The organism is Pseudomonas asiatica (assembly GCF_009932335.1).
In the GTDB taxonomy this organism is placed as follows: Bacteria; Pseudomonadota; Gammaproteobacteria; order Pseudomonadales; family Pseudomonadaceae; genus Aquipseudomonas; species Aquipseudomonas asiatica.
Map to the genome: position 1 here is coordinate 444135 of NZ_BLJF01000003.1, position 22451 is coordinate 466585.

Here is a 22451-nt window from a genome sequence, read left to right on the forward strand (position 1 = left end):
TAGGGTCGGTAAATGCTTACACAACCGCCAGCTCCACCCGCTGCAGGTTGCTCAGGCTCACCTCACCCACACACACCAGGTTACGCAGTTTTTGCGCAATCACCTCGGCCCGGTGCCAGCTCAGGCCGCCGATGCCGACCTCGATATCCAGCCAGTCGTCCTGCTGACTGACCTGCACGCTGTGTGGGGTCAGGAACTGCAGGGCAAACAGGTTGAGTACCCGGCACAGGCTGTCAGGCTCGGCCTCGGCCTGCAGGCGATAGTGCACGGTGCTGTGGGCGCTGCTGGCGGCCCAGGCGTCGGTACGGGGCTGTGCGTTCATGCTGGTCTCCGCAAATGTTGGAGAAATTCTTGCACGTTGGTGGCGGTATTTTTTCGCTATTATTTGAGCATTTCGCGGTATTGGCGAATTGATCTATTCATAAAATGATTCTCAGGAGAATTGTCTATGCACAGCGAGCTGGATGCCTACGACCGCCGTATCCTCGAACTGCTGCAGGAGGACGCTTCGCTGTCCAGCGCGCAGATCGCCGAACGCGTGGGGCTGTCGCAATCGCCGTGCTGGCGGCGTATCCAACGGTTGAAGGAGGAGGGGGTGATTCGTGGGCAGGTGACCTTGCTGGACCGCAAGAAGGTCGGCCTGAACACGCAGATTTTCGCCGAGGTGAAACTGAACGCCCATGGGCGCTCCAACTTCACAGAGTTCACCGACGCGATCCGCGGGTTTCCGGAGGTGCTGGAGTGTTATGTGCTGATGGGGTCGGTGGACTTTCTGTTGCGCATCGTCACCCCGGATATCGAGGCTTATGAACGGTTCTTCTTCGAAAAGCTGTCGAACGTGCCGGGGATTCAGGAGGTGAACTCGATCGTGGCGCTGTCGGAGATCAAGTCCACCACCAGCCTGCCACTGTCGCGGTGAGGTCTTCGCAGCACAAGGCTGCTCCTACAGGGGATATCGGTGCCCTGTAGGAGCAGCCTTGTGCTGCGAAGCAGGCGACGCGGTATCAAGCCTTGAGCAGGTGCTTCCAGCCGCGGCTCTGATCCACCGCCCGAGCCTGCTCGATACGCGCTTCCAGTACCTCATCGCTGATCGGCTGCTCAGCCAGCTCATGTAGCTTCTTCAGGTCGCCATACAGGCGGTCCATCTGGGGCGCTTCCAGCACCTGACGAGCATGGTGCAGCCAGGCCAGCAGCTGCTCGATACGCGGCAGTTGCTCGGCCAGGTCTTCCGGCCGCTGGGTGTACAGCGGCAGCTTCAACGCTCGGCCTTCTTCGCCCAGCAGGTGCGCCAGCCAGCTTGCCAGCTGCGCCTTGCCCTGGCGCTCGCCACGGCCTTTGCGCTCCACGGTCCAGGCACGGGCCAGCAGCCAGCGCGAGGTTTCCAGCGAGAACTGGCCCCAGCGCACGTCTTCCAGTTCTTCGGCGAACTGCTCGGGGGCGGCGCGGCGGATATCTTCGTCTTCGTTACCGGCCTGCACCAGCGGGCGCCAGTCTTCGAGCAAGGCGTCCAGGCTGCTGCGCAGGTCACGGGTGATGGCGCGTGGCGCGGCCTGGCCCAGGCTGGCGGTAATGGCACGCAGCTCGCTCAGGCACTCGACCCAGTCCTGCAGCAGGCGCCAGTGGCCGTTGTGGCGGTATTGCTCGGCCAGGCGCTGGCTGCTGCCCAGCAGTTGCCAGGCCAGTGCGGCGTAGGCGTCGTCCACGGCCATTTCGGCTTCCAGCTCGGTGTGCGGCAGGCCCAGCTCGTAGCTGTCCGGCTCCAGCAGGCGGTAGCCACGCTCGGCCTTGCTGATGTCACATGGCATCAGCGGCAGGCTGGCGGCCAGCTCGGCGGCCAGTTCCAGCAGTGCCTGCGGCTCACCTTCACGCAGTTCCAGTTCCAGCTCGCAGATTTCTTCCTTGCGCTTGCCGGCGATCACGAAACCCTGGTCCAGCGCGGCCTCGATCACCACCTTGCTCTTGCCACGGCCCCAGGCGATTTCGGCGTATTCACGGCTGAAGTCGGTGGTGAACAGCGGCTTGATGGTCTTTTTGTCCAGGTTGGCCAGTTGCGCGGGCCAGCAGCTGTCGTCGAGCTTCTTCAGGTCGAGCTTGACCTTGTCCAGCTGCCATTCATGCTCGTTGCGCTCGGACAGACCGGCCACACTGGTGCCGCGGCACTTGAGGGTCTGGATGATGGCCTCGCCATCGCGGCGCAGGCGCAGGGCGACACGGGCAGCAGAGAGCTCGCGCTCGGGAGTGTCGAAGTACTGGTTGAGCAGTTCGCGGGTCTGCCAGCCGGACTTGTTGCGCTTTTTCAGCAGAGGGTGCTCGCGCAGGGCGGCAAGGGTCTCGCGGCTGGCGCGGAGCTTGAGTTCGGTTTCTTTGTGCATCACAGGCTCGAAGGAGGGGCGTGGTTGCCCAGCAGTCTACAGGAGTCGGCTCTCGTCTGTTGGATCGTGGAGGCTTCTTCGCGGGTGAACCCGCTGCCACAGGTCCTGTGCTGCCCTCAGGTGCGGCGCTTTCCCTGTGGTAGCGGGTTTACCCGCGAAGAAGCCCACACGGTTGGACGGCATTGCTATGATGGGCAACGCTTCCGAGGAGTACGCGCATGCCGTTGCCGACGCTGAAAGACCAGTTCGCCGCCCTGATCGCCGCGCCCTCGGTCAGTTGCACCCAGCCTGCGCTGGACCAGTCCAATCGCCAGGTCATCGACCTGCTGGCCGGTTGGTTGGGCGACCTGGGTTTCAAGTGCGACATCCAGCAGGTCAGCCCCGGCAAGTTCAACCTGCTGGCCAGCCGTGGCACCGGCCCGGGTGGCCTGGTGCTGGCGGGGCACAGCGACACGGTGCCCTACGACGAACAGCTGTGGGCCAGCGACCCGCTGAAACTGACCGAAACCGACGGCCGCTGGGTCGGCCTGGGCAGCTGTGACATGAAGGGCTTCTTCGCTCTGGTCATCGAAGCGGTCATCCCGCTGCTGGAGCACGATTTCAAGCAGCCGCTGCTGATCCTCGCCACCTGTGACGAAGAAAGCTCCATGTCCGGGGCCCGTGCCCTGGCCGAGGCCGGCCAGCCGCTCGGCCGTGCGGCGGTGATCGGCGAGCCCACTGGGCTGCGGCCGATCCGCATGCACAAAGGCATCCTCATGGACCGTATCCACATCCTCGGGCGCAGCGGCCACTCCTCGGACCCAAGCCTGGGCCGCAGCGCCTTGGAGGCCATGCACGCAGTGATGGGCGAGCTGATGGGGTTGCGCCAGCAATGGCAGCAAACCTACCGCAACCCGCAGTTCACCGTACCGACCCCGACCATGAACTTCGGCTGCATCCACGGCGGCGACAACCCCAACCGTATCTGCGGCCAATGTGCCCTGGAGTTCGACCTGCGCCCACTGCCAGGCATGGATGTGGAGCAACTGCGCGCGGCCATTCGCGCCAAGCTGATGCCGGTGGCAGAGCGCTTTGAGGTGCGCATCGACTATGCGCCGTTGTTCCCGGAGGTGCCGCCTTTCGAGCAGGCAGCCGACGCCGAGTTGGTGCAAGTGGCGGAGCGCCTGACCGGCCATCGCGCCGAAGCGGTGGCGTTCGGCACTGAAGCGCCTTATCTTCAGCAACTGGGTTGCCAGACCATCGTGCTGGGCCCCGGCGACATCGCCTGTGCCCACCAGCCCGGCGAATACCTGGAAATGTCACGAATCGAGCCTACCGTGCGTCTATTGCGTGACCTGATCCGGCACTATTGCCTGGACTAAACGTCAACCGAACTGTTTCGTTCCTGCCTAGAGGAGACCGCGCGTGACCGCAAGCCTGTTCCGACGATGATCCTGAACGCCACCTGTATCGCCGTTCTCCGTCCACTTATCCACAGGCCCTGTCATGCCCGACTACGTCAACTGGCTGCGTCATGCCTCCCCGTATATCAATGCCCATCGCGACTGCACCTTCGTGGTCATGCTCCCTGGCGATGGGGTGGAACACCCTAATTTCGGCAACATCGTCCACGACCTGGTGCTGCTGCACAGCCTGGGCGTGCGCCTGGTACTGGTGCATGGCTCGCGCCCGCAGATCGAAAGCCGCCTGGCTGATCGCGGCCTGACCCCGCACTACCACCGTGGCCTGCGCATCACCGATGCCGCCACCCTGGATTGCGTGATCGATGCCGTCGGCGCCTTGCGCCTGGCCATCGAGGCACGCCTGTCGATGGACATCGCCGCTTCGCCGATGCAGGGTTCGCGCCTGCGCGTGGCGTCCGGCAACCTGGTCACGGCGCGGCCGATCGGTGTGCTAGAAGGCGTGGACTACCATCACACCGGCGAAGTGCGTCGAGTTGACCGCAAGGGCATCAGCCGCCTGCTCGACGAGCGCTCCATCGTGCTGTTGTCACCGCTGGGCTATTCGCCCACGGGTGAAATCTTCAACCTGGCCTGCGAAGACGTGGCCACCCGCGCCGCCATTGAACTGGGTGCCGACAAGCTGCTGCTGTTCGGTGCCGAGCCGGGCTTGCTGGATGCCGATGGCAAGCTGGTGCGTGAGCTGCGCCCGCAGCAGGTTGCCCCGCATCTGCAGCGCCTGGGCAGCGATTACCAGGGAGAATTGCTGGATGCCGCGGCCGAAGCCTGCAAAGGCGGCGTGGCGCGCAGCCATATCGTCAGCTATGCCGAGGACGGCGCCTTGCTGACCGAGCTGTTCACCCGTGGCGGTGGCGGCACGCTGGTGTCGCAGGAGCAGTTCGAAGTGGTACGCGAGGCGACCATCGAGGACGTGGGCGGTTTGCTGGAGCTGATCAGCCCGCTGGAAGAGCAGGGCATCCTGGTACGCCGTTCGCGTGAGGTGCTGGAGCGGGAGATCGAGCAGTTCAGCGTGGTCGAGCGCGAGGGCATGATCATCGCCTGTGCGGCGTTGTACCCGATTGCCGACTCCGATGCCGGCGAGCTGGCGTGCCTGGCGGTGAACCCGGAGTACCGCCATGGCGGGCGTGGCGACGAGCTGCTGGAGCGCATCGAAAGCCGGGCGCGACAGTTGGGGCTGAACACCTTGTTCGTGCTGACGACGCGTACCGCGCACTGGTTCCGCGAACGCGGGTTTGCTCCGAGTGGGGTCGAGCGACTGCCAGCGGCGCGGGCTTCGCTGTACAACTACCAGCGTAATTCGAAGATCTTCGAGAAGCCCTTGTAAACCTGTACTGGCCTCTTCGCGGGTGAACCCGCTCCCACAGGATCTTCACCGGACCTGAGGCCGGCGCGGTCCCTGTGGGAGCGGGTTTACCCGCGAAGCAGGCGACACCGATCTCGAACAAAAACGCCGCCCTTGTGGGCGGCGTTTTCGTTTACACGGTATGCAGGTACCAGTTGTACTCGAGGTCGGAGATCGAGTGCTCGAACTCCTCCAGCTCGCTCTCCTTGCACGCGACGAAGATGTCGATGTACTTCGGATCGATGTACTTGTTCAGGATCTCGCTGTCGTCCAGCTCGCGCAGGGCATCGCGCAGGTTGTTCGGCAGGCTCTGCTCCAACTGCTCGTACGAGTTGCCTTCGATCGGCTCACCCGGCTCGACCTTGTTGGTCAGGCCATGGTGCACGCCGGCCAGTACGGCGGCCATCATCAGGTACGGGTTGGCGTCGGCACCGGCCACGCGGTGCTCGATGCGCACGGCGTCCGGCGAACCGGTCGGCACGCGCAGGGCCACGGTGCGGTTGTCCAGGCCCCAGCTTGGCGCGTTCGGTACATAGAACTGCGCGCCGAAGCGGCGGTACGAGTTGACGTTCGGGCAAAGGAACGCCATGGACGCGGGCAGGGTCTCGAGCACACCGCCGACAGCGTGACGTAGCGCGGCGTTCTGCTCGGGATCCTCGCTGGTGAAGATGTTGTTGCCATCTTTGTCCAGCACGGAAATGTGTACATGCAGGCCGTTGCCTGCCTGGCCCGGGTAGGGCTTGGCCATGAAGGTGGTGTCCATTTCATGGTCGTAGGCGATGTTCTTGATCAACCGCTTGAGCAGTACCGCGTAATCGCAGGCCTTGAGCGGGTCGGCCACGTGGTGCAGGTTGACTTCGAACTGCGCTGGGGCGCTTTCCTTGACGATGGCGTCGGCCGGGATGCCTTGCTCCTTCGCGCCTTCCAGGATGTCCTGCAGGCAGTCGGCGTATTCGTCGAGGTCGTCGATCAGGTACACCTGGGTCGACTGCGGGCGCTTGCCCGAAATTGGCGAGCGCGGCGGCTGCGGGCGGCCGTTCACGTTTTCCTGGTCGATCAGGTAGAACTCCAGCTCGAACGCGGCGCAGATGGTCAGGCCCATCTCGGTGAACTTGTCGACCACCTGGCGCAGCACTTCACGCGGGTCGGCAAAAAACGGCTCACCTTCGAGCTCGTGCATGGTCATCAGCAGCTGGGCGGTCGGGCGCTTCTGCCAGGGTTCGTTGGAGAGGGTGCCGGGGATCGGGTAGCAGATGCGGTCAGCATCGCCGATGTCCAGGCCCAGCCCGGTGCTTTCGACGGTGGAACCGTTGATGTCCAGGGCGAAGAGGGAGGCAGGCAGGTTGATGCCTTTCTCGTAAACCTTGTGGAGGCTGGTGCGCTCTATGCGCTTGCCACGCACCACACCATTCATATCTGCAATCAGAAGGTCAACGTAGAGAACCTCAGGATGTTCCTTAAGGAACGCGTTCGCTTCGTTAAGCTGAACGGCACGCGGGGGTACCGACATGATGCAACACCTTTGTTGTTAAAAATATCAATCAAGGGGGGCTTGCAAGACCAGTCAATCGAAAAGACAAACTGATGTCAAGCCAACCCCATGATGCCCTGAAATGGCACATCGACGGCAGATTTGCTGCATATCGGGGCAAGCCATTATCCGCTATTTCCCTCGCAAAGGGCTATCTCCGACCAGCCGTGTTTTATTTTTTACGGAGGTGTTGTGTAAAAAAATGAACAAGGCTAAGCTCGGTCTCAACCCAGAACACAATAATACGAGGGTCACATGGTCCGCTTGCCGAGACCTGAAAGTACTGCCTGCGCAGTGCCATCGGGTACATCCGTCATTTTTGCAAGCTTCGTCAACGGCGTGGCCGCCCTGGCCGCAATAATTGACGTTTGGTGCTCCCGGACCTGCCCTCGCAGCGGCTTGCCGCCCTTCGTTTCGTCTTCCTGCCTTTCGAACTCATTACGGACACACTTGTTTTCAGTGTATCCACTGCGGCTCTGCGCGGGGGTTTTTGCTTTAGCAATGTACTCCATCCAGAATCAGTGCGCGGACCACCTTACCTCCTGAGGTATTTATGAGTAACAACCTCGACCAGCTCACCGATTGGTTGAAAGAGCACAAGATCACCGAAGTCGAATGCATGATCAGTGACCTGACCGGCATCACGCGCGGCAAGATTTCGCCTACCAACAAGTTCATCGCCGAAAAAGGCATGCGCCTGCCTGAGAGCGTGCTGCTGCAGACCGTGACCGGCGACTACGTCGACGACGACATCTATTACGAACTGCTGGACCCGGCGGACATCGACATGATCTGCCGCCCCGACGAGAACGCCGTGTTCCTGGTGCCATGGGCCATCGAGCCGACCGCCCAGGTGATCCACGACACCTACGACAAGAAGGGCAACCCGGTCGAACTGTCGCCGCGCAACGTGCTGAAGAAAGTCCTCAAGCTATACGCCGACAAGGGCTGGCAGCCGATCGTCGCGCCGGAGATGGAGTTCTACCTGACCAAGCGCAGCGAAGACCCGGACTTCCCGCTGCAGCCCCCGGTAGGCCGTTCGGGCCGGCCGGAAACCGGCCGCCAGTCGTTCTCGATCGAAGCCGCCAACGAATTCGACCCGCTGTTCGAAGACGTCTACGACTGGTGCGAACTGCAGCAGCTGGACCTCGACACGCTGATCCATGAAGACGGCACGGCGCAGATGGAGATCAACTTCCGTCATGGCAACGCTCTGCACCTGGCCGACCAGATCCTGGTGTTCAAGCGCACCATGCGCGAGGCCGCGCTCAAGCACAATGTGGCCGCCACTTTCATGGCCAAGCCCATGACCGGTGAGCCAGGCAGTGCCATGCACCTGCACCAGAGCGTGGTCGACGTGGCCACCGGCAAGAACATCTTCAGCAACGACGACGGCAGCATGAGCGAACTGTTCCTGCACCACATCGGTGGCCTGCAGAAGTTCATCCCCGAGGCATTGCCGCTGTTCGCCCCCAACGTCAACTCGTTCCGCCGCTTCCTGCCCGACACCTCGGCGCCGGTGAACGTGGAATGGGGCGAGGAAAACCGTACCGTCGGCCTGCGCGTGCCGGACGCCGGCCCGCAAAGCCGCCGGGTCGAGAACCGCCTGCCAGGCGCCGACGCCAACCCTTACCTGGCCATCGCCGCCAGCCTGCTGTGTGGCTACATCGGCATGGTCGAAGGCATCGACGCCAGCGCGCCGGTGCAGGGCCGTGGCTACGAACGCCGCAACCTGCGCCTGCCACTGACCATCGAAGATGCCCTGGAACGCATGGAAAACAGCCGTGCACTGGTGCAGTACCTGGGCAAGAAGTTCATCACCGGCTACGTCGCCACCAAGCGCGCCGAGCACGAGAACTTCAAGCGAGTCATCAGTTCCTGGGAGCGTGAGTTCCTGCTGTTTGCTGTCTGATCAACTTGGTGCCGCAGGACGCGGCTGTCGAACAACGGAGAAGCACATGAGCGTCAACAACCCGCAAACCCGTGAATGGCAAACCCTGAGCGGGGAGCATCACCTCGCGCCCTTCAGCGACTACAAGCAGCTGAAGGAGAAGGGGCCGCGCATCATCACCAAGGCCCAGGGTGTGCATTTGTGGGATAGCGAGGGGCACAAGATCCTCGACGGCATGGCTGGCCTGTGGTGCGTGGCTGTGGGCTATGGCCGTGAAGAACTGGTGCAGGCGGCAGAAAAGCAGATGCGCGAGCTGCCGTACTACAACCTGTTCTTCCAGACTGCCCACCCGCCTGCGCTGGAACTGGCCAAGGCGATCTCCGACGTGGCGCCGCAAGGCATGACCCATGTGTTCTTCACCGGCTCCGGCTCCGAAGGCAACGACACCGTGCTGCGCATGGTCCGCCATTACTGGGCGCTGAAAGGCAAGCCACAGAAGCAGACCATCATCGGCCGCATCAACGGCTACCACGGCTCCACCGTGGCTGGTGCCAGCCTGGGTGGCATGAGCGGCATGCACGAGCAGGGCGGCCTGCCGATTCCTGGCATCGTGCATATCCCACAGCCTTACTGGTTCGGCGAAGGCGGCGACATGACCCCGGATGAGTTCGGGGTGTGGGCGGCCGAGCAGCTGGAGCAGAAAATCCTCGAAGTCGGCGAAGACAACGTCGCCGCCTTCATCGCCGAGCCGATCCAGGGTGCCGGCGGCGTGATCATCCCGCCGGAAACCTACTGGCCGAAGGTCAAGGAGATCCTCGCCAAGTACGAAATCCTGTTCGTTGCCGACGAAGTGATCTGCGGTTTCGGCCGCACCGGCGAGTGGTTCGGCTCCGACTACTACGACCTCAAGCCCGACCTGATGACCATCGCCAAGGGCCTGACTTCCGGTTACATCCCCATGGGCGGTGTGATCGTGCGTGACACCGTGGCCCAGGTACTCAGCGAAGGCGGCGACTTCAACCACGGCTTCACCTACTCCGGCCACCCGGTAGCGGCGGCGGTGGGCCTGGAAAACCTGCGCATCCTGCGCGACGAGAAAATCGTCGAGAAGGCGCGCACCGAAGCGGCACCTTATTTGCAAAAGCGTTTGCGTGAGCTGCAGGACCACCCTCTGGTGGGCGAGGTACGCGGCCTGGGCCTGCTCGGCGCGATCGAGCTGGTCAAGGACAAGGCCACCCGCAGCCGTTACGAAGGCAAGGGCGTGGGCATGATCTGCCGCACCTTCTGCTTCGAAAACGGCCTGATCATGCGTGCGGTGGGTGACACCATGATCATTGCGCCGCCGCTGGTGATCAGCCATGCAGAGATCGACGAACTGGTGGAAAAGGCACGCAAATGCCTGGACCTGACGCTCGAAGCGATTCGTTGACAGTTTGCTAGGCTAGCGATGTGACATTAAGTCGTTACAAGGCCCTGCTTTCCTTGATACAGAGCCTTGTAACTTGCCAGACTAGCGACTGTTTCAGTCGCCGCGCGCTCTGCACCGTAGGTCCTGGCTGCTGAACAGATGGCTAAATAAAAAATTCTGGAGCATTACGCATGAATAAATTGGGCAAGACGTTGCTGGCCACCGCCCTGATGGGTGCCATGGCTACCGCTGTTCAGGCTGAAGACAAGGTGTTGAACGTCTACAACTGGTCGGACTACATCGCTCCGGACACCATCGCCAAGTTCGAGAAACAGTCGGGCATCAAGGTCAAGTACGACGTATTCGACAGCAACGAAACCCTCGAGGCCAAACTGCTGGCCGGCAAGTCCGGCTACGACATCGTAGTGCCGTCCAACAACTTCCTGGCCAAGCAGATCAAGGCTGGCGTGTATGAGGAACTGGACCGCTCCAAGTTGCCGAACTGGAAAAACCTCGACCCTGACCTGCTCAAGGCCGTTGGCGATGCCAGCGACAAGGACAACAAGCACGCCTTCCCGTACATGTGGGGCTCGATCGGTATCGGCTACAACCCGGAGAAGGTCAAGGCCGCGCTGGGCGTGGACAAGATCGACTCGTGGGACGTGGTGTTCAAGCCTGAGAACATCGCCAAGCTCAAGAGCTGCGGCGTGAGCTTCCTCGATGCCCCGACCGAAATGCTCCCGGCTGCTCTGCACTACCTGGGCCTGCCGACCGACAGTACCAAGAAGGAAGACCTGAAGGCCGCCGAGGACCTGTTCCTCAAGATCCGTCCTTCGATCACCTACTTCCACTCGTCCAAGTACATCGGCGACATGGCCAACGGCAACATCTGCGTAGCTGTCGGTTACTCGGGTGACCTGGAGCAGTCCAAGGCCCGTGCCCACGAAGCTGGCGACAAGGTCAAGGTGGACTACGTCATTCCGAAGGAAGGTGCCGGTACCTTCTACGACATGGTCGCCATCCCCAAGGATGCCGAGCATAAAGACGCTGCCTACCAGTTCATGAACTTCCTGATGCAGCCGGAAATCATGGCCGAGATCACCAACGCCGTGCGCTTCCCGAACGGCAACGCTGCCGCCACCCAGTTCGTGGACAAGGAAATCACCAGCGATCCGAGCATCTATCCACCAGCTGAAGTGAAGAAGCAGCTGTACGCGATCGCTGCGCCTGAAGCTTCTGCCCAGCGTGTGATCACCCGCAGCTGGACCAAGATCAAGTCGGGCAAATAAGCCCGATGCGGTACCTCTGGGTCGGGGAGTCCCGGCCCAGAGCCAGTGAAAGGCAATTGATGATTGCGGCATCGAAGCTGCGAAGGTAAGTTGCGCGCCGGTTTTGCGTGTGCGGCAGCATTGTCGCTACCCAGGCACTGATTGTGAGGACCACCCACTTGTCCATTTCTGTATTCCGCAAGGCCTTGATGGCTGGAGCGGGCCTGACGCTGGCATGCAGCGTCCAAGCGGCGCCTACGGTGCACTTCTACAACTGGTCCGACTACATCGGCCCGACCACACTCGCGGACTTCGAGAAAGCCACAGGCATCAAGCCCGTGCAAGATGTGTTCGATTCCAACGAAACCCTGGAAGGCAAGCTGCTGGCCGGCAATACCGGCTATGACGTGGTAGTGCCGTCCAACCATTTCCTCGGCAAGCAGATCAAGGCGGGCGCATTCCAGAAGCTCGACAAGAACCTGCTGCCCAATTATTCCAACCTGGACCCGGCGCTGATGAAGCGCCTGGAAAGGAACGACCCGGGCAACCAGTACGCCGTGCCTTACCTGTGGGGCACCAACGGCATCGGTTACAACGTCGACAAGGTGAAGGCCGCGCTGGGCGTGGACACCATCGACTCCTGGGCAGTGCTGTTCGAGCCCGAGAACATGAAGAAGCTCGCCAAGTGCGGCGTGGCCTTCCTCGACTCGGCGGACGAAATGCTGCCGGCGGTGCTCAACTACATGGGGCTGGACCCTAACAGCACCAATGCCAAGGACTACCAGGCCGCCGAGAAGAAACTGCTGGCGGTACGCCCGTACGTGACCTACTTCCACTCGTCCAAGTACATCACCGACCTGGCCAACGGCGACATCTGCGTCGCGGCAGGTTTCTCAGGTGATGTGTTCCAGGCCAAGACCCGCGCCGAAGAAGCGAAGAAGGGCGTGAACCTGGCCTACGCCATTCCCAAGGAAGGCGGCAACCTCTGGTTCGACGTGCTGGCGATTCCCAAGGACGCCAAGAACGTCAAAGAGGCGCATGCCTTCATCAACTATTTGCTGAAGCCTGAGGTTATCGCCCAGGTCAGTGATTACGTCGGTTACGCCAACCCGAACCCCAAGGCTGGCGACCTGATGGACCAGGCCGTGAGGACTGACGCCGCGGTTTACCCACCGCAGGAAGTGCTGAACAAGATGTTCGTGAATTCAGAGTTGCCACCCAAGGTGCAACGGCTGATGACCCGTAGCTGGACCAAGGTCAAGTCGGGCAAGTAAAAATCCAGGCCCGTGGCGGCACCTGTAGCACAGGGCTCGCGGGCACAAAAATCTTGTTGGGAGTTTCACTCATGGCAGTTGCCTCCGGTGCCTATAAAAAAGCCCTCGAGGGTGGCCAGCAACCCAAGCAGGTGCTGGTCAAGATCGACCGGGTCACGAAAAAGTTCGACGAAACGGTAGCCGTGGACGATGTGTCCCTGGAAATCCGCAAGGGCGAGATCTTCGCCCTGCTGGGGGGCTCCGGTTCCGGCAAGTCCACCTTGCTGCGCATGCTGGCCGGCTTCGAACGCCCGACCGAAGGGCGGATCTTCCTCGATGGCGTCGACATCACCGACATGCCGCCCTACGAGCGGCCGATCAATATGATGTTCCAGTCCTACGCGCTGTTCCCGCACATGACCGTGGCGCAGAACATCGCCTTCGGTCTGCAGCAGGACAAGATGCCCAAGGCCGAGATCGACGCCCGCGTGGCCGAGATGCTCAAGCTGGTGCACATGACCCAGTACGCCAAGCGCAAGCCGCACCAGCTGTCCGGTGGCCAGCGCCAGCGCGTGGCACTGGCCCGCTCGCTGGCCAAGCGCCCCAAGCTGCTGCTGCTCGACGAGCCGATGGGTGCACTGGACAAGAAACTGCGTTCGCAGATGCAGCTGGAACTGGTGGAGATCATCGAGCGCGTTGGCGTGACCTGCGTGATGGTGACCCACGACCAGGAAGAGGCCATGACCATGGCCCAGCGCATCGCCATCATGCACCTGGGCTGGATCGCCCAGATCGGCTCGCCGGTGGACATCTACGAGACGCCTACCAGCCGCCTGGTGTGCGAATTCATCGGCAACGTCAACCTGTTCGAAGGTGAAGTGGTCGACGACGCCGAAGGCCACGCGATCATTGCCAGCCCGGAGCTGGAGCGCAAGATCTATGTCGGCCACGGCATCACCACGTCGGTGGAAGACAAGCACATCACCTACGCCCTGCGCCCGGAAAAGATGCTGGTCACCACCCAGCAACCGACCTGCGAGCACAACTGGTCGCGCGGCAAGGTTCACGACATTGCCTACCTGGGTGGCCACTCGGTGTTCTACGTCGAGTTGCCGAGCGGCAAGGTCGTCCAGTCGTTCGTCGCCAACGCCGAGCGCCAGGGCACCCGCCCGACCTGGGGCGATGAAGTGTACGTGTGGTGGGAAGACGACAGCGGCGTGGTACTGCGGTCATGAAACTGCGCAAGCTCAAGCGAGCCTTCCAGCGTATTACCCCGGAGGGGCGGCACCTGGTGATCGGCGTGCCGTTCATCTGGCTGTTCCTGTTCTTCATGCTGCCGTTCTTCATCGTGCTGAAGATCAGCTTCGCCGAAGCCGACGTGGCGATCCCGCCGTATACCGAGATCTACAGCTACGTCGAAGACAAGGTCCAGCTGGTGCTCAACCTGGCCAACTATGGCCTGTTGACCGAGGATGAGCTGTATATCTCGGCCTACCTGGGCTCGCTGAAGATGGCCTTCTTCAGCACCCTGCTGTGCCTGTTGATCGGCTACCCGATGGCCTATGCCATTGCCAACGCCAAGAAGGAAACCCAGACGGTCCTGCTGTTGCTGATCATGATGCCGACCTGGACCGCGATCCTGATCCGCGTCTATGCCTGGATGGGCATTCTCAGCAACAACGGCCTGCTCAACGGCTTCCTGCTGTGGACCGGGTTGATCGACCAGCCGCTGCAAATCCTCAACACCAACCTGGCGGTGTACATCGGCGTGGTCTATTCGTACCTGCCGTTCATGATCCTGCCGCTGTTCGCCAACCTGGTGAAGCACGACCCGAGCCTGCTCGAGGCCGCTTCGGACCTGGGTTCGAGCACCTTCAACAGCTTCTGGAAGATCACCGTACCACTGTCGAAGAACGGCATCATCGCCGGCTGCATGCTGGTGTTCATCCCGGTGGTGGGCGAGTTCGTGATTCCTGAACTGCTTGGCGGCCCGGAAACCCTGATGATCGGCAAGGTGCTGTGGCAAGAGTTCTTCAACAACCGTGACTGGCCGGTGGCCTCTGCGCTGGCGGTGGTCATGCTGGCGATCCTGATCGTGCCGATCCTGCTGTTCAACCGCAGCCAGGCCAAAGAAATGGAGGGCAGGGCATGAAGCGCTTCAGTTTCTCCAAGCTGATGCTGGTGCTCGGCTTGCTGTTCATCTACCTGCCGATGCTGATCCTGGTGATCTACTCGTTCAACGCCTCCAAGCTGGTGACGGTGTGGGGTGGCTGGTCGGTGAAGTGGTACGTCGGCCTGCTCGACAACACCCAGTTGATGGGGTCGGTGATGCGTTCGCTGGAAATCGCCTGCTACACGGCGGTGGCGGCGGTGGCGCTGGGTACCTTGGCGGCGTTCGTGCTGACCCGGGTTACCCGCTTCAAGGGCCGCACGCTGTTCGGTGGCCTGGTCACTGCGCCGCTGGTAATGCCTGAGGTGATCACCGGCCTGTCGCTGTTGCTGCTGTTCGTGGCCATGGCGCAGATGATCGGCTGGCCGCAGGAGCGTGGCATCGTCACCATCTGGATCGCCCATACCACGTTCTGTGCCGCGTATGTGGCGGTGGTGGTGTCGGCACGCCTGCGGGAGCTGGACCTGTCGATCGAGGAAGCGGCGATGGACCTGGGTGCCAAGCCGTGGAAGGTGTTCTTCCTGATCACCATCCCGATGATTGCACCATCGCTGGCGGCGGGCGGCATGATGTCGTTCGCCCTGTCGCTGGATGACCTGGTACTGGCGAGTTTCGTCTCCGGCCCTGGTTCGACCACCTTGCCGATGGAAGTGTTCTCGGCGGTGCGCCTGGGCGTGAAGCCGGAGATCAACGCCGTGGCCAGCCTGATCCTGCTGTCGGTGTCGCTGGTGACCTTCTTCGTCTGGTACTTCAGCCGCCAAGCGGAAGAGCGCCGGCGCAAGGCGATACAGCAGGCGATCGAAGAGGGCGCTGCGGCGAATGCTTCGCAGCCACAGGTGAAGCGCCCGGCGCAGGTTGCGGCGTCGGCCTGATCTGGCCCTTTCGCGGGCTCGCCCGCTCCCACAGGGATCACCACAAGCCTGAAGGCTGTGATGTCCTTGTGGGAGCGGGCAAGCCCGCGAAGGCCCCAACGCCGACTCAAAGCCATACCGCATCCCAGTGTGGATAGTCCCTGACACTCCTGACCAATCCTGCTCTCAGAGGATTGGCAACAATGTACCGGGCTACATGCACCACACACTCTTCCCGCCGCAGCGCATGGTCATGGTAACCGGGTTGCCAGATCGGTTTGTGCCTGACACCTGCCTTGCGTAACGCAATGGCTGTGCGTGATTTGAACTTGCGCATCAACGTTCCCAATGCCACTTCCTTCAGCTCGACCAGCCAGTGCAGGTGGTCCGGCATCACTACCGAGGCCAGGGAATGGCAATCCTGAATGTCATTTGAAACCCGCAGATGTTTGACCACCAGGCGAGCATTGTCGAAGTCATGGAACAGTGGTTTTCGTTGGTGCGTGATGGTGGTCAGCAGGTAGAGCCTGCCTGGCTCGGAGTAGCGCCCACGACGCAGTCGGTGGGATTCGGCTAATGGCATTGTGATCTTCCTTGAAATTGAACCTCCTTTTGAAAGGTAGTGGCTGAAGCGGGGGGACCGGGTGGCTGATGGTTTCTGAATATGGCAGAAGCTCATGCATTGCTGTGCCGGCCTCTTCGCGGGCGCGCCCGCTCCCACAGGTACAGCACTGGCTTGGGGCTGGCGACATTCCTGTGGGAGCGGGCATGCCCGCGAAGGGGCCCTCAAGGCGTACGACTTTTCATCAACTCAAACCAAAGGCTTCAGTTGGATCGGCTTGGGAATTATCCTACGAGCCGTGTGGAAGCTGCTCTGTTGTAGGGGAAATGCCCCAGGGATAACGTCGTCGAGTCGCCAACCAAGGTGACCGGGTGTGAGAAACCCGCTCGATGTTGAACAGGCTTCCTGTCATGGCGGCCTTGCGTGGGCAGGCCTAGGCCTGGCCGGGTTCAATGTCCTCGGTTTTCTCACCCCGCGTACGGCTGCCACCCCTTATCCGTGAGAAAGATGAGCTGGCGGTTCCATAAACGACATTGGATTCCGACCATGACAACGCACGTTCCAAATCACCCAAAAAACAGCAGCACCGTCGGCCGCGAAACCTGCATGGACCTGTTTCGCGTCCAGGCCAACATCCCCTTCAACCATGCCTTCTCCGAACTCTCCGTAATGCTCGGTTGCATCAATCACCTGACGACCGAAGCCGAGATGGAAAATGACCGGCTGGCCGGTAGTGCCGCGAGAATTCTCAGTGGCTTTGCAAAAGCACTGATCGATGACATCGAACTGGGACTGAACAAGGCTTCAGTTCAGCTCTGACCTTCACCCTTTCGCGGGCACGCCCGCTCCCACAGGTACAGCGCACGCTTGAGGCTGGCGACCATCCTGTGGGAGCGGGCGTGCCCGCGAAGAGGCCCGCGCAGGCGCCGAAAATGCCAGCTTGATCGCGGTTAGTGCCGTTTATCGAACCCTGAACTACGCTGACAGTCGCATTCCACGAATCATTTGCGCGCAAGCAAGGAGCCTGCATGACGTTGATACGTCCGCTGTTGGTCGTCTGCCTGGGGCTTGTGTCCCTGCTGTCGGGCTGTAGTAAGGAAGAAACCACCGAAACACTGCCACGCGTAGGCGTGCAACAGGTATCACCCACCGATTTCGCTGCCAGGGTCACCCTGACTGGCGATGTGCAGGCGCGGGTGCAGACCGACCTGTCGTTCCGGGTGGGCGGCAAGATCATTTCGCGCAGTGTCGATGTCGGCGACCACGTAAAGGCCAACCAGGTGTTGGCGCGGCTGGACCCGAAAGACCTGCAGAACAATGTCGACTCGGCCAAGGCCGAGGTGTTCGCCGCGCAGGCGCGGGTCACCCAGACCAGTGCCGCGTTCGTGCGCCAGCAAAAGCTGTTGCCCAAGGGCTACACCAGCCAGAGCGAATACGATTCCGCCGAAGCCGCGCTGCGCAGCAACCAGAGCGCGCTCAAGGCCGCGCAAGCGCAATTGGCCAATGCCAACGAACAACTGAGCTATACCGCGCTGGTCTCCGAGGCCGATGGGGTCATCACCGAGCGCCAGGCCGAGGTCGGCCAGGTGGTTCAAGCGACCATGCCAATCTTCAGCCTGGCCACCGATGGCGACCGTGATGCCGTGTTCAATGTCTACGAATCGCTGCTGGTGGCCCCGCCCAGCGACGCTGGAGTGATCGTCAGCCTGCTGGACGACCCCAAGGTTCAGGCCCGTGGCTTCGTGCGCGAAATCACCCCTACGGTGTCCGCGCAAAGCGGCACGGTACAGGTCAAGGTCGGGCTGAGGGATGTGCCGCCAGGGATGCAACTGGGTGCACCGGTGACGGCCACCACCAATGCCCAGGGCCGACCAAGTATCGAGCTGCCATGGTCGGCACTGACCAAGGCCCTGCATGAGCCCGCCGTCTGGGTAGTGGGCGAGGGTGACAAGGTAGAGCTGCGCAAGGTCGAGGTCAGCCGTTACCTCACCGGCAGGATCGTGGTCGCCAGTGGCCTGAAAGGCGGCGAGACCGTGGTGGTAAATGGCGGGCAGTTGCTGCACCCCGGCATGCAGGTACTGAAGGTCGATGCCAAGGCCAAAGGGGGTGAGCTATGAAGCGCCTGCTGCTGATGCTGTCGGCCGGCGTGCTGTTGGCCGGCTGCAGTAGCGAGGATGAAGTGCCGGAGCCGATTCGGCCGGTGCTGTCGGTCAAGGTCGAACCCCAGGTGCAGTCGCAGCTGGGCCGCTTCGCCGGCAGTATCCAAGCCCGTTTCGAAAGCACCTTGGGCTTCCGGGTTTCCGGGCGTATTGCCCGGCGCTGGCTGGATGTGGGCGCCCAGGTGAAACCGGGCGACACCCTGGCCACCCTCGACCCGACCGACCAGCAGAACCAGTTGCGCGCCGCCGAGGGCGACCTGGCCAAGGTGCAGGCGCAGTGGATCAACGCCCAGGCCGATGCCCGCCGCCAACAACAGCTGTACGACCGTGGCGTAGGCGCCCAGGCCCAGCTGGATATCGCTCAGACCAATCTGAAAACCACCAGTGCGGCGTTGGAGCAAGCGCGCTCTGCGCTCAGCCAGGCGCGTGACCAGCTCGATTACAGTACCCTGCGCACCGACCACGCCGCGGTAATCACTGCCTGGCAGGCCGAAGCCGGGCAAACCGTCACCGCCGGCCAGGCCGTGGTAACCCTGGCCAGGCCGGATGTGAAGGAAGCGGTGATCGACCTGCCGATCGGCCTGGCCGAGCAGTTGAGCAAAGGCCTGACGTTCACCGTTGCTTCGCAGCTGGACCCGACCATCAACACCACCGCCAGCCTGCGGGAACTGGAACCCCAGGCCGACGCCACCACTCGCACCCGCCGCGCGCGCCTGACCCTGGCCAGCACCCCGGCGGCCTTCCACCTGGGCACCGCCATCAGCGTGACCCTGAGTTCGGAGGTGTCGCCGCGCAGTGAACTGCCCTTGAGTGCCTTGCTCGAGCGCGACGGCAAGACCCAGGTATGGGTGATCGATACGCAACAGAAGACCGTGGCCACTCGTGATGTGGCCCTGATCGGTCGAACCGCCGACAGCATCGTCCTGACCTCGGGCGTACAGCCCGGCGAGCGGGTGGTGACTGCGGGCGTGAATAGCCTCAAGCCTGGCCAGAAGGTCACCTTCGACGAGGATGCGCAATGAAAGGAAGCTTCAACCTGTCCGACTGGGCGCTCAAGCATCAATCGTTCGTCTGGTACCTGATGTTCGTTGCCCTGTTGATGGGGATTTTCTCCTACTTCAACCTGGGCCGTGAGGAAGACCCGTCGTTCACCATCAAGACCATGGTCATCCAGACCCGCTGGCCCGGCGCTACCCAGGACGAAACCCTGTACCAGGTCACCGACCGTATCGAGAAGAAGCTCGAGGAACTCGACTCCCTCGACTACACCAAAAGCTACACCCGCCCCGGCGAATCCACGGTCTACGTGTACCTGCGCGACACCACCAAGGCCAAGGACATCCCGGAAATCTGGTACCAGGTGCGCAAGAAGATCCAGGACATTCGCGGTGAATTCCCTGCAGGCATCCAGGGGCCCGGGTTCAACGATGAATTCGGCGATGTGTTCGGTTCTATCTATGCCTTCACTGCCGACGGCCTGACCCTGCGCCAGCTGCGCGACTACGTGGAGCAGGCGCGGGCCGAAGTGCGCGATGTGCCCAACATCGGCAAGATCGAGCTGATCGGCACCCAGGACGAAGTGCTGTACCTGAACTTCTCCACCCGCAAGCTGGCAGCCTTGGGCATCGACCAGCGCCAGGTCATGCAGGCCCTGCAATCGCAAAACGCCGTGACCCCTGCCGGTGTGATCGAGGCAGGGCCTGAACGTATCTCGGTGCGTACCTCCGGGCAGTTCACCTCGGAAAAGGACCTGGAAACCGTCAACCTGAAGATCAACGACCGCTTCTTCCGCCTGGCAGACATCGCCGATATCGAGCGCGGCTACGTCGACCCTCCTTCGCCGATGTTCCGCTACAACGGCCAGACGGCGCTGGGCCTGGCCATCGGCATGAAGGCCGGCGGCAATATCCAGGTGTTCGGCGCGGCGCTGAAAAAGCGCATGGACCAGGTGGTCGAAGACCTGCCGGTGGGCGTCGGGGTGCACACTGTTTCCGACCAGGCCGTGGTGGTCAAGCAAGCGGTCGGCGGCTTTACCAGTGCGCTGTTCGAGGCGGTGGTGATCGTGCTGGCGGTGAGCTTCGTCAGCCTCGGCGTGCGTGCCGGGCTGGTGGTGGCCTGCTCGATCCCGCTGGTGCTGGCCATGGTGTTCGTGTTCATGGAGTACAGCGGTATCACCATGCAGCGGATTTCGCTGGGGGCGCTGATCATCGCCCTGGGGCTGCTGGTGGATGATGCGATGATCACTGTGGAAGTGATGGTCACACGGCTGGAAATGGGCGAAAGCAAGGAGCAGGCGGCGACTTTTGCCTATACCTCCACAGCCTTCCCCATGCTCACCGGCACCCTGGTGACTGTGGCCGGTTTCGTGCCGATCGGCCTCAACGCCAGTTCGGCGGGTGAATACACCTACACGCTGTTTGCGGTAATTGCCGTGGCACTGATGGTGTCGTGGGTGGTGGCGGTATTCTTCGCCCCGGTGTTAGGCGTGCACATCCTCAGCAGTGCCAAGCTCAAGCACCATGAAGCCGAGCCCGGGCGCGTCGGCCGGGCCTTCGAGCATGGTTTGTTGTGGTGCATGCGCAACCGCTGGCTGACCATCATCGGCACCGTGGTGCTGTTCGCCCTGGCGATCTTCTGCGAACGCTTCGTGCAGAACCAGTTCTTCCCGTCCTCTGACCGCCCGGAAATCCTCGTCGACCTCAACCTGCCGCAGAACGCCTCGATCGAGGAGACGCGCAAGGTGGTCGACCGTTTCGAGGCGCGGATCAAGGACGACCCGGACCTGGTGCACTGGACTACCTATATCGGCCAGGGCGCGATCCGCTTCTACCTGCCCCTCGACCAGCAGTTGCAGAACCCGTACTACGCGCAGCTGGTGATCGTCAGCAAGGGCTTCGAAGAACGCCAGGCCATGATGGAGCGCCTGCAGAAGATCCTGCATGAAGAATTCGTTGGCGTCGGCACCAACGTGCAATCGCTGGAAATGGGCCCACCGGTGGGCCGACCGATCCAGTATCGGGTAAGCGGTGCCAATATCGACGAGGTTCGCAAGCACGCCATCGAGCTGGCCACCTTGCTCGACCAGAACGAGCACATCGGCGAGATGATCTACGACTGGAACGAGCCGGGTAAGGTGCTGCGCGTGGAAATCGCCCAGGACAAGGCGCGCCAGCTGGGCCTGTCGTCGGAGGACGTGGCCAATGTGATGAACAGCATCGTCAGCGGCGTGCAGATCACCCAGGTCAACGACAACATCTACCTGGTCGACGTGGTCGCCCGTGCCGAGGACAGCGAGCGTGGCTCGCCGGATACCTTGCAGAACCTGCAGATCCTGACACCCAACGGCACTTCGATCCCGCTGCTTGCGTTCGCTACTGTGCGCTACGAGCTGGAGCAGCCGCTTGTGTGGCGTCGTGACCGCAAGCCGACCATCACCATCAAGGCATCGGTCAACGGTGACATCCAGCCCACCGACCTGGTGGCCCAGCTGAAGCCGAAGATCGACGAGTTCGCCAGCAAGTTGCCGGTGGGCTTCGAAGTGGCCACCGGCGGCACGGTGGAGGAGAGCGCCAAGGCGCAGGGGCCGATCCGCAAGGTCATCCCGCTGATGCTGTTCCTGATGGCGACGTTCCTGATGATCCAGCTGCACAGCGTGCAGAAGCTGTTCCTGGTGGTCAGCGTGGCGCCGCTGGGGTTGATTGGCGTGATCATTGCGCTGGTGCCCACAGGTACGCCCATGGGCTTCGTGGCGATTCTCGGCATTCTCGCGCTGGCGGGCATCATCATTCGTAACTCGGTGATCCTGGTGACCCAGATCGACGAGTTCGAAGCCCAGGGCTTGTCGCCGTGGGATGCGGTGGTGGAGGCAACCAACCACCGGCGCCGGCCGATTCTGCTGACCGCGGCGGCGGCGAGCCTGGGCATGATCCCGATTGCCCGCGAAGTGTTCTGGGGGCCGATGGCCTACGCCATGATTGGCGGGATCATCGTGGCGACCCTGCTGACGCTGCTGTTCCTGCCGGCCTTGTATGTGGCCTGGTACAAGATCCGCGAGCCACAGAAGAAACCCTCCTGACCACGTATCCCCTTGTAGGAGCAGCCTCGTGCTGCGAAGAGGCCGGTAAATTCATCATCAAATGCTGATGGGATTGCCGGCCTCTTCGCAGCACGAGGCTGCTCCTACA

At 62.0% G+C, this 22451-nt stretch carries 19 protein-coding genes; 14 read left to right on the plus strand and 5 right to left on the minus strand.

From position 1 onward, the window contains the following. Positions 1-16: 16 nt before the first annotated feature. Positions 17-322 carry a hypothetical protein gene (locus GYA95_RS24605; RefSeq protein ID WP_003259353.1) on the minus strand — a complete coding sequence of 102 codons (306 nt, stop codon included), beginning with the start codon at positions 320-322 and terminating at the stop codon, positions 17-19. A gap of 126 nt (positions 323-448) precedes the next feature. Between GYA95_RS24605 and GYA95_RS24610 the strand changes: the two genes are divergently transcribed. After that, a complete protein-coding gene (locus GYA95_RS24610; RefSeq protein WP_015272225.1) occupies positions 449-919 on the plus strand; it encodes an Lrp/AsnC family transcriptional regulator in 471 nt (156 codons plus the stop codon). 85 nt (positions 920-1004) lie between these two features. Here GYA95_RS24610 and GYA95_RS24615 read toward each other — a convergent pair whose 3' ends face one another. Continuing rightward, a complete protein-coding gene (locus GYA95_RS24615; RefSeq protein ID WP_015272224.1) occupies positions 1005-2372 on the minus strand; it encodes a CYTH domain-containing protein in 1368 nt (455 codons plus the stop codon). 218 nt (positions 2373-2590) lie between these two features. Here GYA95_RS24615 and argE point away from each other — a divergent pair, with 218 nt between their 5' ends. Together argE and argA are read left to right on the plus strand one after the other, a co-directional pair. Continuing rightward, the gene (gene argE, locus GYA95_RS24620) at positions 2591-3733 is read left to right on the plus strand and encodes an acetylornithine deacetylase (RefSeq protein ID WP_015272223.1); all 1143 of its coding nucleotides are present in this window, start codon (positions 2591-2593) and stop codon (positions 3731-3733) included. Positions 3734-3857: 124 nt separating this feature from the next. Continuing rightward, positions 3858-5156, plus strand: coding sequence for an amino-acid N-acetyltransferase (gene argA / locus GYA95_RS24625; RefSeq protein ID WP_013974710.1), 1299 nt, complete (start codon positions 3858-3860; stop codon positions 5154-5156). A gap of 151 nt (positions 5157-5307) precedes the next feature. Here the strand turns inward: argA and GYA95_RS24630 are convergent, their stop codons facing one another. Both GYA95_RS24630 and GYA95_RS24635 read right to left on the minus strand, forming a co-directional pair. Next, positions 5308-6684, minus strand: a complete 1377-nt coding sequence (locus GYA95_RS24630) for a glutamine synthetase family protein (protein WP_015272222.1) — start codon at positions 6682-6684, stop codon at positions 5308-5310. A gap of 272 nt (positions 6685-6956) precedes the next feature. Further along, on the minus strand, positions 6957-7217 hold the full coding sequence (locus tag GYA95_RS24635) for a hypothetical protein (protein WP_015272221.1): 261 nt from the start codon (positions 7215-7217) through the stop codon (positions 6957-6959). A 41-nt stretch (positions 7218-7258) separates the two neighbouring features. Here GYA95_RS24635 and GYA95_RS24640 point away from each other — a divergent pair, with 41 nt between their 5' ends. The 7 genes from GYA95_RS24640 to GYA95_RS24670 all read left to right on the plus strand — a co-directional run bounded on the left by GYA95_RS24640 (position 7259) and on the right by GYA95_RS24670 (position 15567). After that, positions 7259-8617, plus strand: a complete 1359-nt coding sequence (locus GYA95_RS24640) for a glutamine synthetase family protein (protein ID WP_013974708.1) — start codon at positions 7259-7261, stop codon at positions 8615-8617. Between the two features lie 46 nt (positions 8618-8663). After that, positions 8664-10025 carry an aspartate aminotransferase family protein gene (locus tag GYA95_RS24645; RefSeq protein ID WP_015272220.1) on the plus strand — a complete coding sequence of 454 codons (1362 nt, stop codon included), beginning with the start codon at positions 8664-8666 and terminating at the stop codon, positions 10023-10025. Between the two features lie 170 nt (positions 10026-10195). Then, the gene (locus GYA95_RS24650; protein WP_039615410.1) at positions 10196-11293 is read left to right on the plus strand and encodes a polyamine ABC transporter substrate-binding protein; all 1098 of its coding nucleotides are present in this window, start codon (positions 10196-10198) and stop codon (positions 11291-11293) included. 158 nt (positions 11294-11451) lie between these two features. Further along, on the plus strand, positions 11452-12546 hold the full coding sequence (locus GYA95_RS24655; RefSeq protein ID WP_015272218.1) for a polyamine ABC transporter substrate-binding protein: 1095 nt from the start codon (positions 11452-11454) through the stop codon (positions 12544-12546). A gap of 71 nt (positions 12547-12617) precedes the next feature. Continuing rightward, positions 12618-13760, plus strand: coding sequence for a polyamine ABC transporter ATP-binding protein (gene potA / locus GYA95_RS24660; RefSeq protein ID WP_013974704.1), 1143 nt, complete (start codon positions 12618-12620; stop codon positions 13758-13760). Then, complete coding sequence (locus GYA95_RS24665) at positions 13757-14677, plus strand: ABC transporter permease subunit (protein ID WP_015272217.1); 921 nt, start codon at positions 13757-13759, stop codon at positions 14675-14677. The genes potA and GYA95_RS24665 overlap by 4 nt, the downstream gene beginning before the upstream one ends. After that, the gene (locus GYA95_RS24670; protein WP_003258560.1) at positions 14674-15567 is read left to right on the plus strand and encodes an ABC transporter permease subunit; all 894 of its coding nucleotides are present in this window, start codon (positions 14674-14676) and stop codon (positions 15565-15567) included. The genes GYA95_RS24665 and GYA95_RS24670 overlap by 4 nt, the downstream gene beginning before the upstream one ends. A gap of 106 nt (positions 15568-15673) precedes the next feature. Here GYA95_RS24670 and GYA95_RS24675 read toward each other — a convergent pair whose 3' ends face one another. Continuing rightward, positions 15674-16129 carry an REP-associated tyrosine transposase gene (locus tag GYA95_RS24675; protein WP_015272216.1) on the minus strand — a complete coding sequence of 152 codons (456 nt, stop codon included), beginning with the start codon at positions 16127-16129 and terminating at the stop codon, positions 15674-15676. A gap of 525 nt (positions 16130-16654) precedes the next feature. Here GYA95_RS24675 and GYA95_RS24680 point away from each other — a divergent pair. The 4 genes from GYA95_RS24680 (at position 16655) to GYA95_RS24695 (ending at position 22342) form a co-directional block, all read left to right on the plus strand. Next, positions 16655-16927, plus strand: coding sequence for a DUF3077 domain-containing protein (locus GYA95_RS24680; RefSeq protein ID WP_015272215.1), 273 nt, complete (start codon positions 16655-16657; stop codon positions 16925-16927). A gap of 209 nt (positions 16928-17136) precedes the next feature. Further along, positions 17137-18225, plus strand: coding sequence for an efflux RND transporter periplasmic adaptor subunit (locus tag GYA95_RS24685; protein ID WP_015272214.1), 1089 nt, complete (start codon positions 17137-17139; stop codon positions 18223-18225). Beyond that, entirely contained in the window at positions 18222-19289 is a 1068-nt protein-coding gene (locus GYA95_RS24690) for an efflux RND transporter periplasmic adaptor subunit (RefSeq protein WP_013974699.1), read from the plus strand. Before GYA95_RS24685 ends, GYA95_RS24690 begins: the two co-directional genes overlap by 4 nt. Further along, entirely contained in the window at positions 19286-22342 is a 3057-nt protein-coding gene (locus GYA95_RS24695) for an efflux RND transporter permease subunit (RefSeq protein WP_015272213.1), read from the plus strand. The genes GYA95_RS24690 and GYA95_RS24695 overlap by 4 nt, the downstream gene beginning before the upstream one ends. Positions 22343-22451: the final 109 nt, after the last annotated feature.

Bases quoted from the DNA above. Each gene is read 5' to 3' on its own strand.
- GYA95_RS24605 (WP_003259353.1), bottom strand. From the start codon at position 322: ATGAACGCACAGCCCCGTACCGACGCCTGGGCCGCCAGCAGCGCCCAC.
- GYA95_RS24610 (WP_015272225.1), top strand. From the start codon at position 449: ATGCACAGCGAGCTGGATGCCTACGACCGCCGTATCCTCGAACTGCTG.
- GYA95_RS24615 (WP_015272224.1), bottom strand. From the start codon at position 2,372: ATGCACAAAGAAACCGAACTCAAGCTCCGCGCCAGCCGCGAGACCCTT.
- argE (WP_015272223.1), top strand. From the start codon at position 2,591: ATGCCGTTGCCGACGCTGAAAGACCAGTTCGCCGCCCTGATCGCCGCG.
- argA (WP_013974710.1), top strand. From the start codon at position 3,858: ATGCCCGACTACGTCAACTGGCTGCGTCATGCCTCCCCGTATATCAAT.
- GYA95_RS24630 (WP_015272222.1), bottom strand. From the start codon at position 6,684: ATGTCGGTACCCCCGCGTGCCGTTCAGCTTAACGAAGCGAACGCGTTC.
- GYA95_RS24635 (WP_015272221.1), bottom strand. From the start codon at position 7,217: ATGGAGTACATTGCTAAAGCAAAAACCCCCGCGCAGAGCCGCAGTGGA.
- GYA95_RS24640 (WP_013974708.1), top strand. From the start codon at position 7,259: ATGAGTAACAACCTCGACCAGCTCACCGATTGGTTGAAAGAGCACAAG.
- GYA95_RS24645 (WP_015272220.1), top strand. From the start codon at position 8,664: ATGAGCGTCAACAACCCGCAAACCCGTGAATGGCAAACCCTGAGCGGG.
- GYA95_RS24650 (WP_039615410.1), top strand. From the start codon at position 10,196: ATGAATAAATTGGGCAAGACGTTGCTGGCCACCGCCCTGATGGGTGCC.
- potA (WP_013974704.1), top strand. From the start codon at position 12,618: ATGGCAGTTGCCTCCGGTGCCTATAAAAAAGCCCTCGAGGGTGGCCAG.
- GYA95_RS24665 (WP_015272217.1), top strand. From the start codon at position 13,757: ATGAAACTGCGCAAGCTCAAGCGAGCCTTCCAGCGTATTACCCCGGAG.
- GYA95_RS24670 (WP_003258560.1), top strand. From the start codon at position 14,674: ATGAAGCGCTTCAGTTTCTCCAAGCTGATGCTGGTGCTCGGCTTGCTG.
- GYA95_RS24675 (WP_015272216.1), bottom strand. From the start codon at position 16,129: ATGCCATTAGCCGAATCCCACCGACTGCGTCGTGGGCGCTACTCCGAG.
- GYA95_RS24680 (WP_015272215.1), top strand. From the start codon at position 16,655: ATGACAACGCACGTTCCAAATCACCCAAAAAACAGCAGCACCGTCGGC.
- GYA95_RS24685 (WP_015272214.1), top strand. From the start codon at position 17,137: ATGACGTTGATACGTCCGCTGTTGGTCGTCTGCCTGGGGCTTGTGTCC.
- GYA95_RS24690 (WP_013974699.1), top strand. From the start codon at position 18,222: ATGAAGCGCCTGCTGCTGATGCTGTCGGCCGGCGTGCTGTTGGCCGGC.
- GYA95_RS24695 (WP_015272213.1), top strand. From the start codon at position 19,286: ATGAAAGGAAGCTTCAACCTGTCCGACTGGGCGCTCAAGCATCAATCG.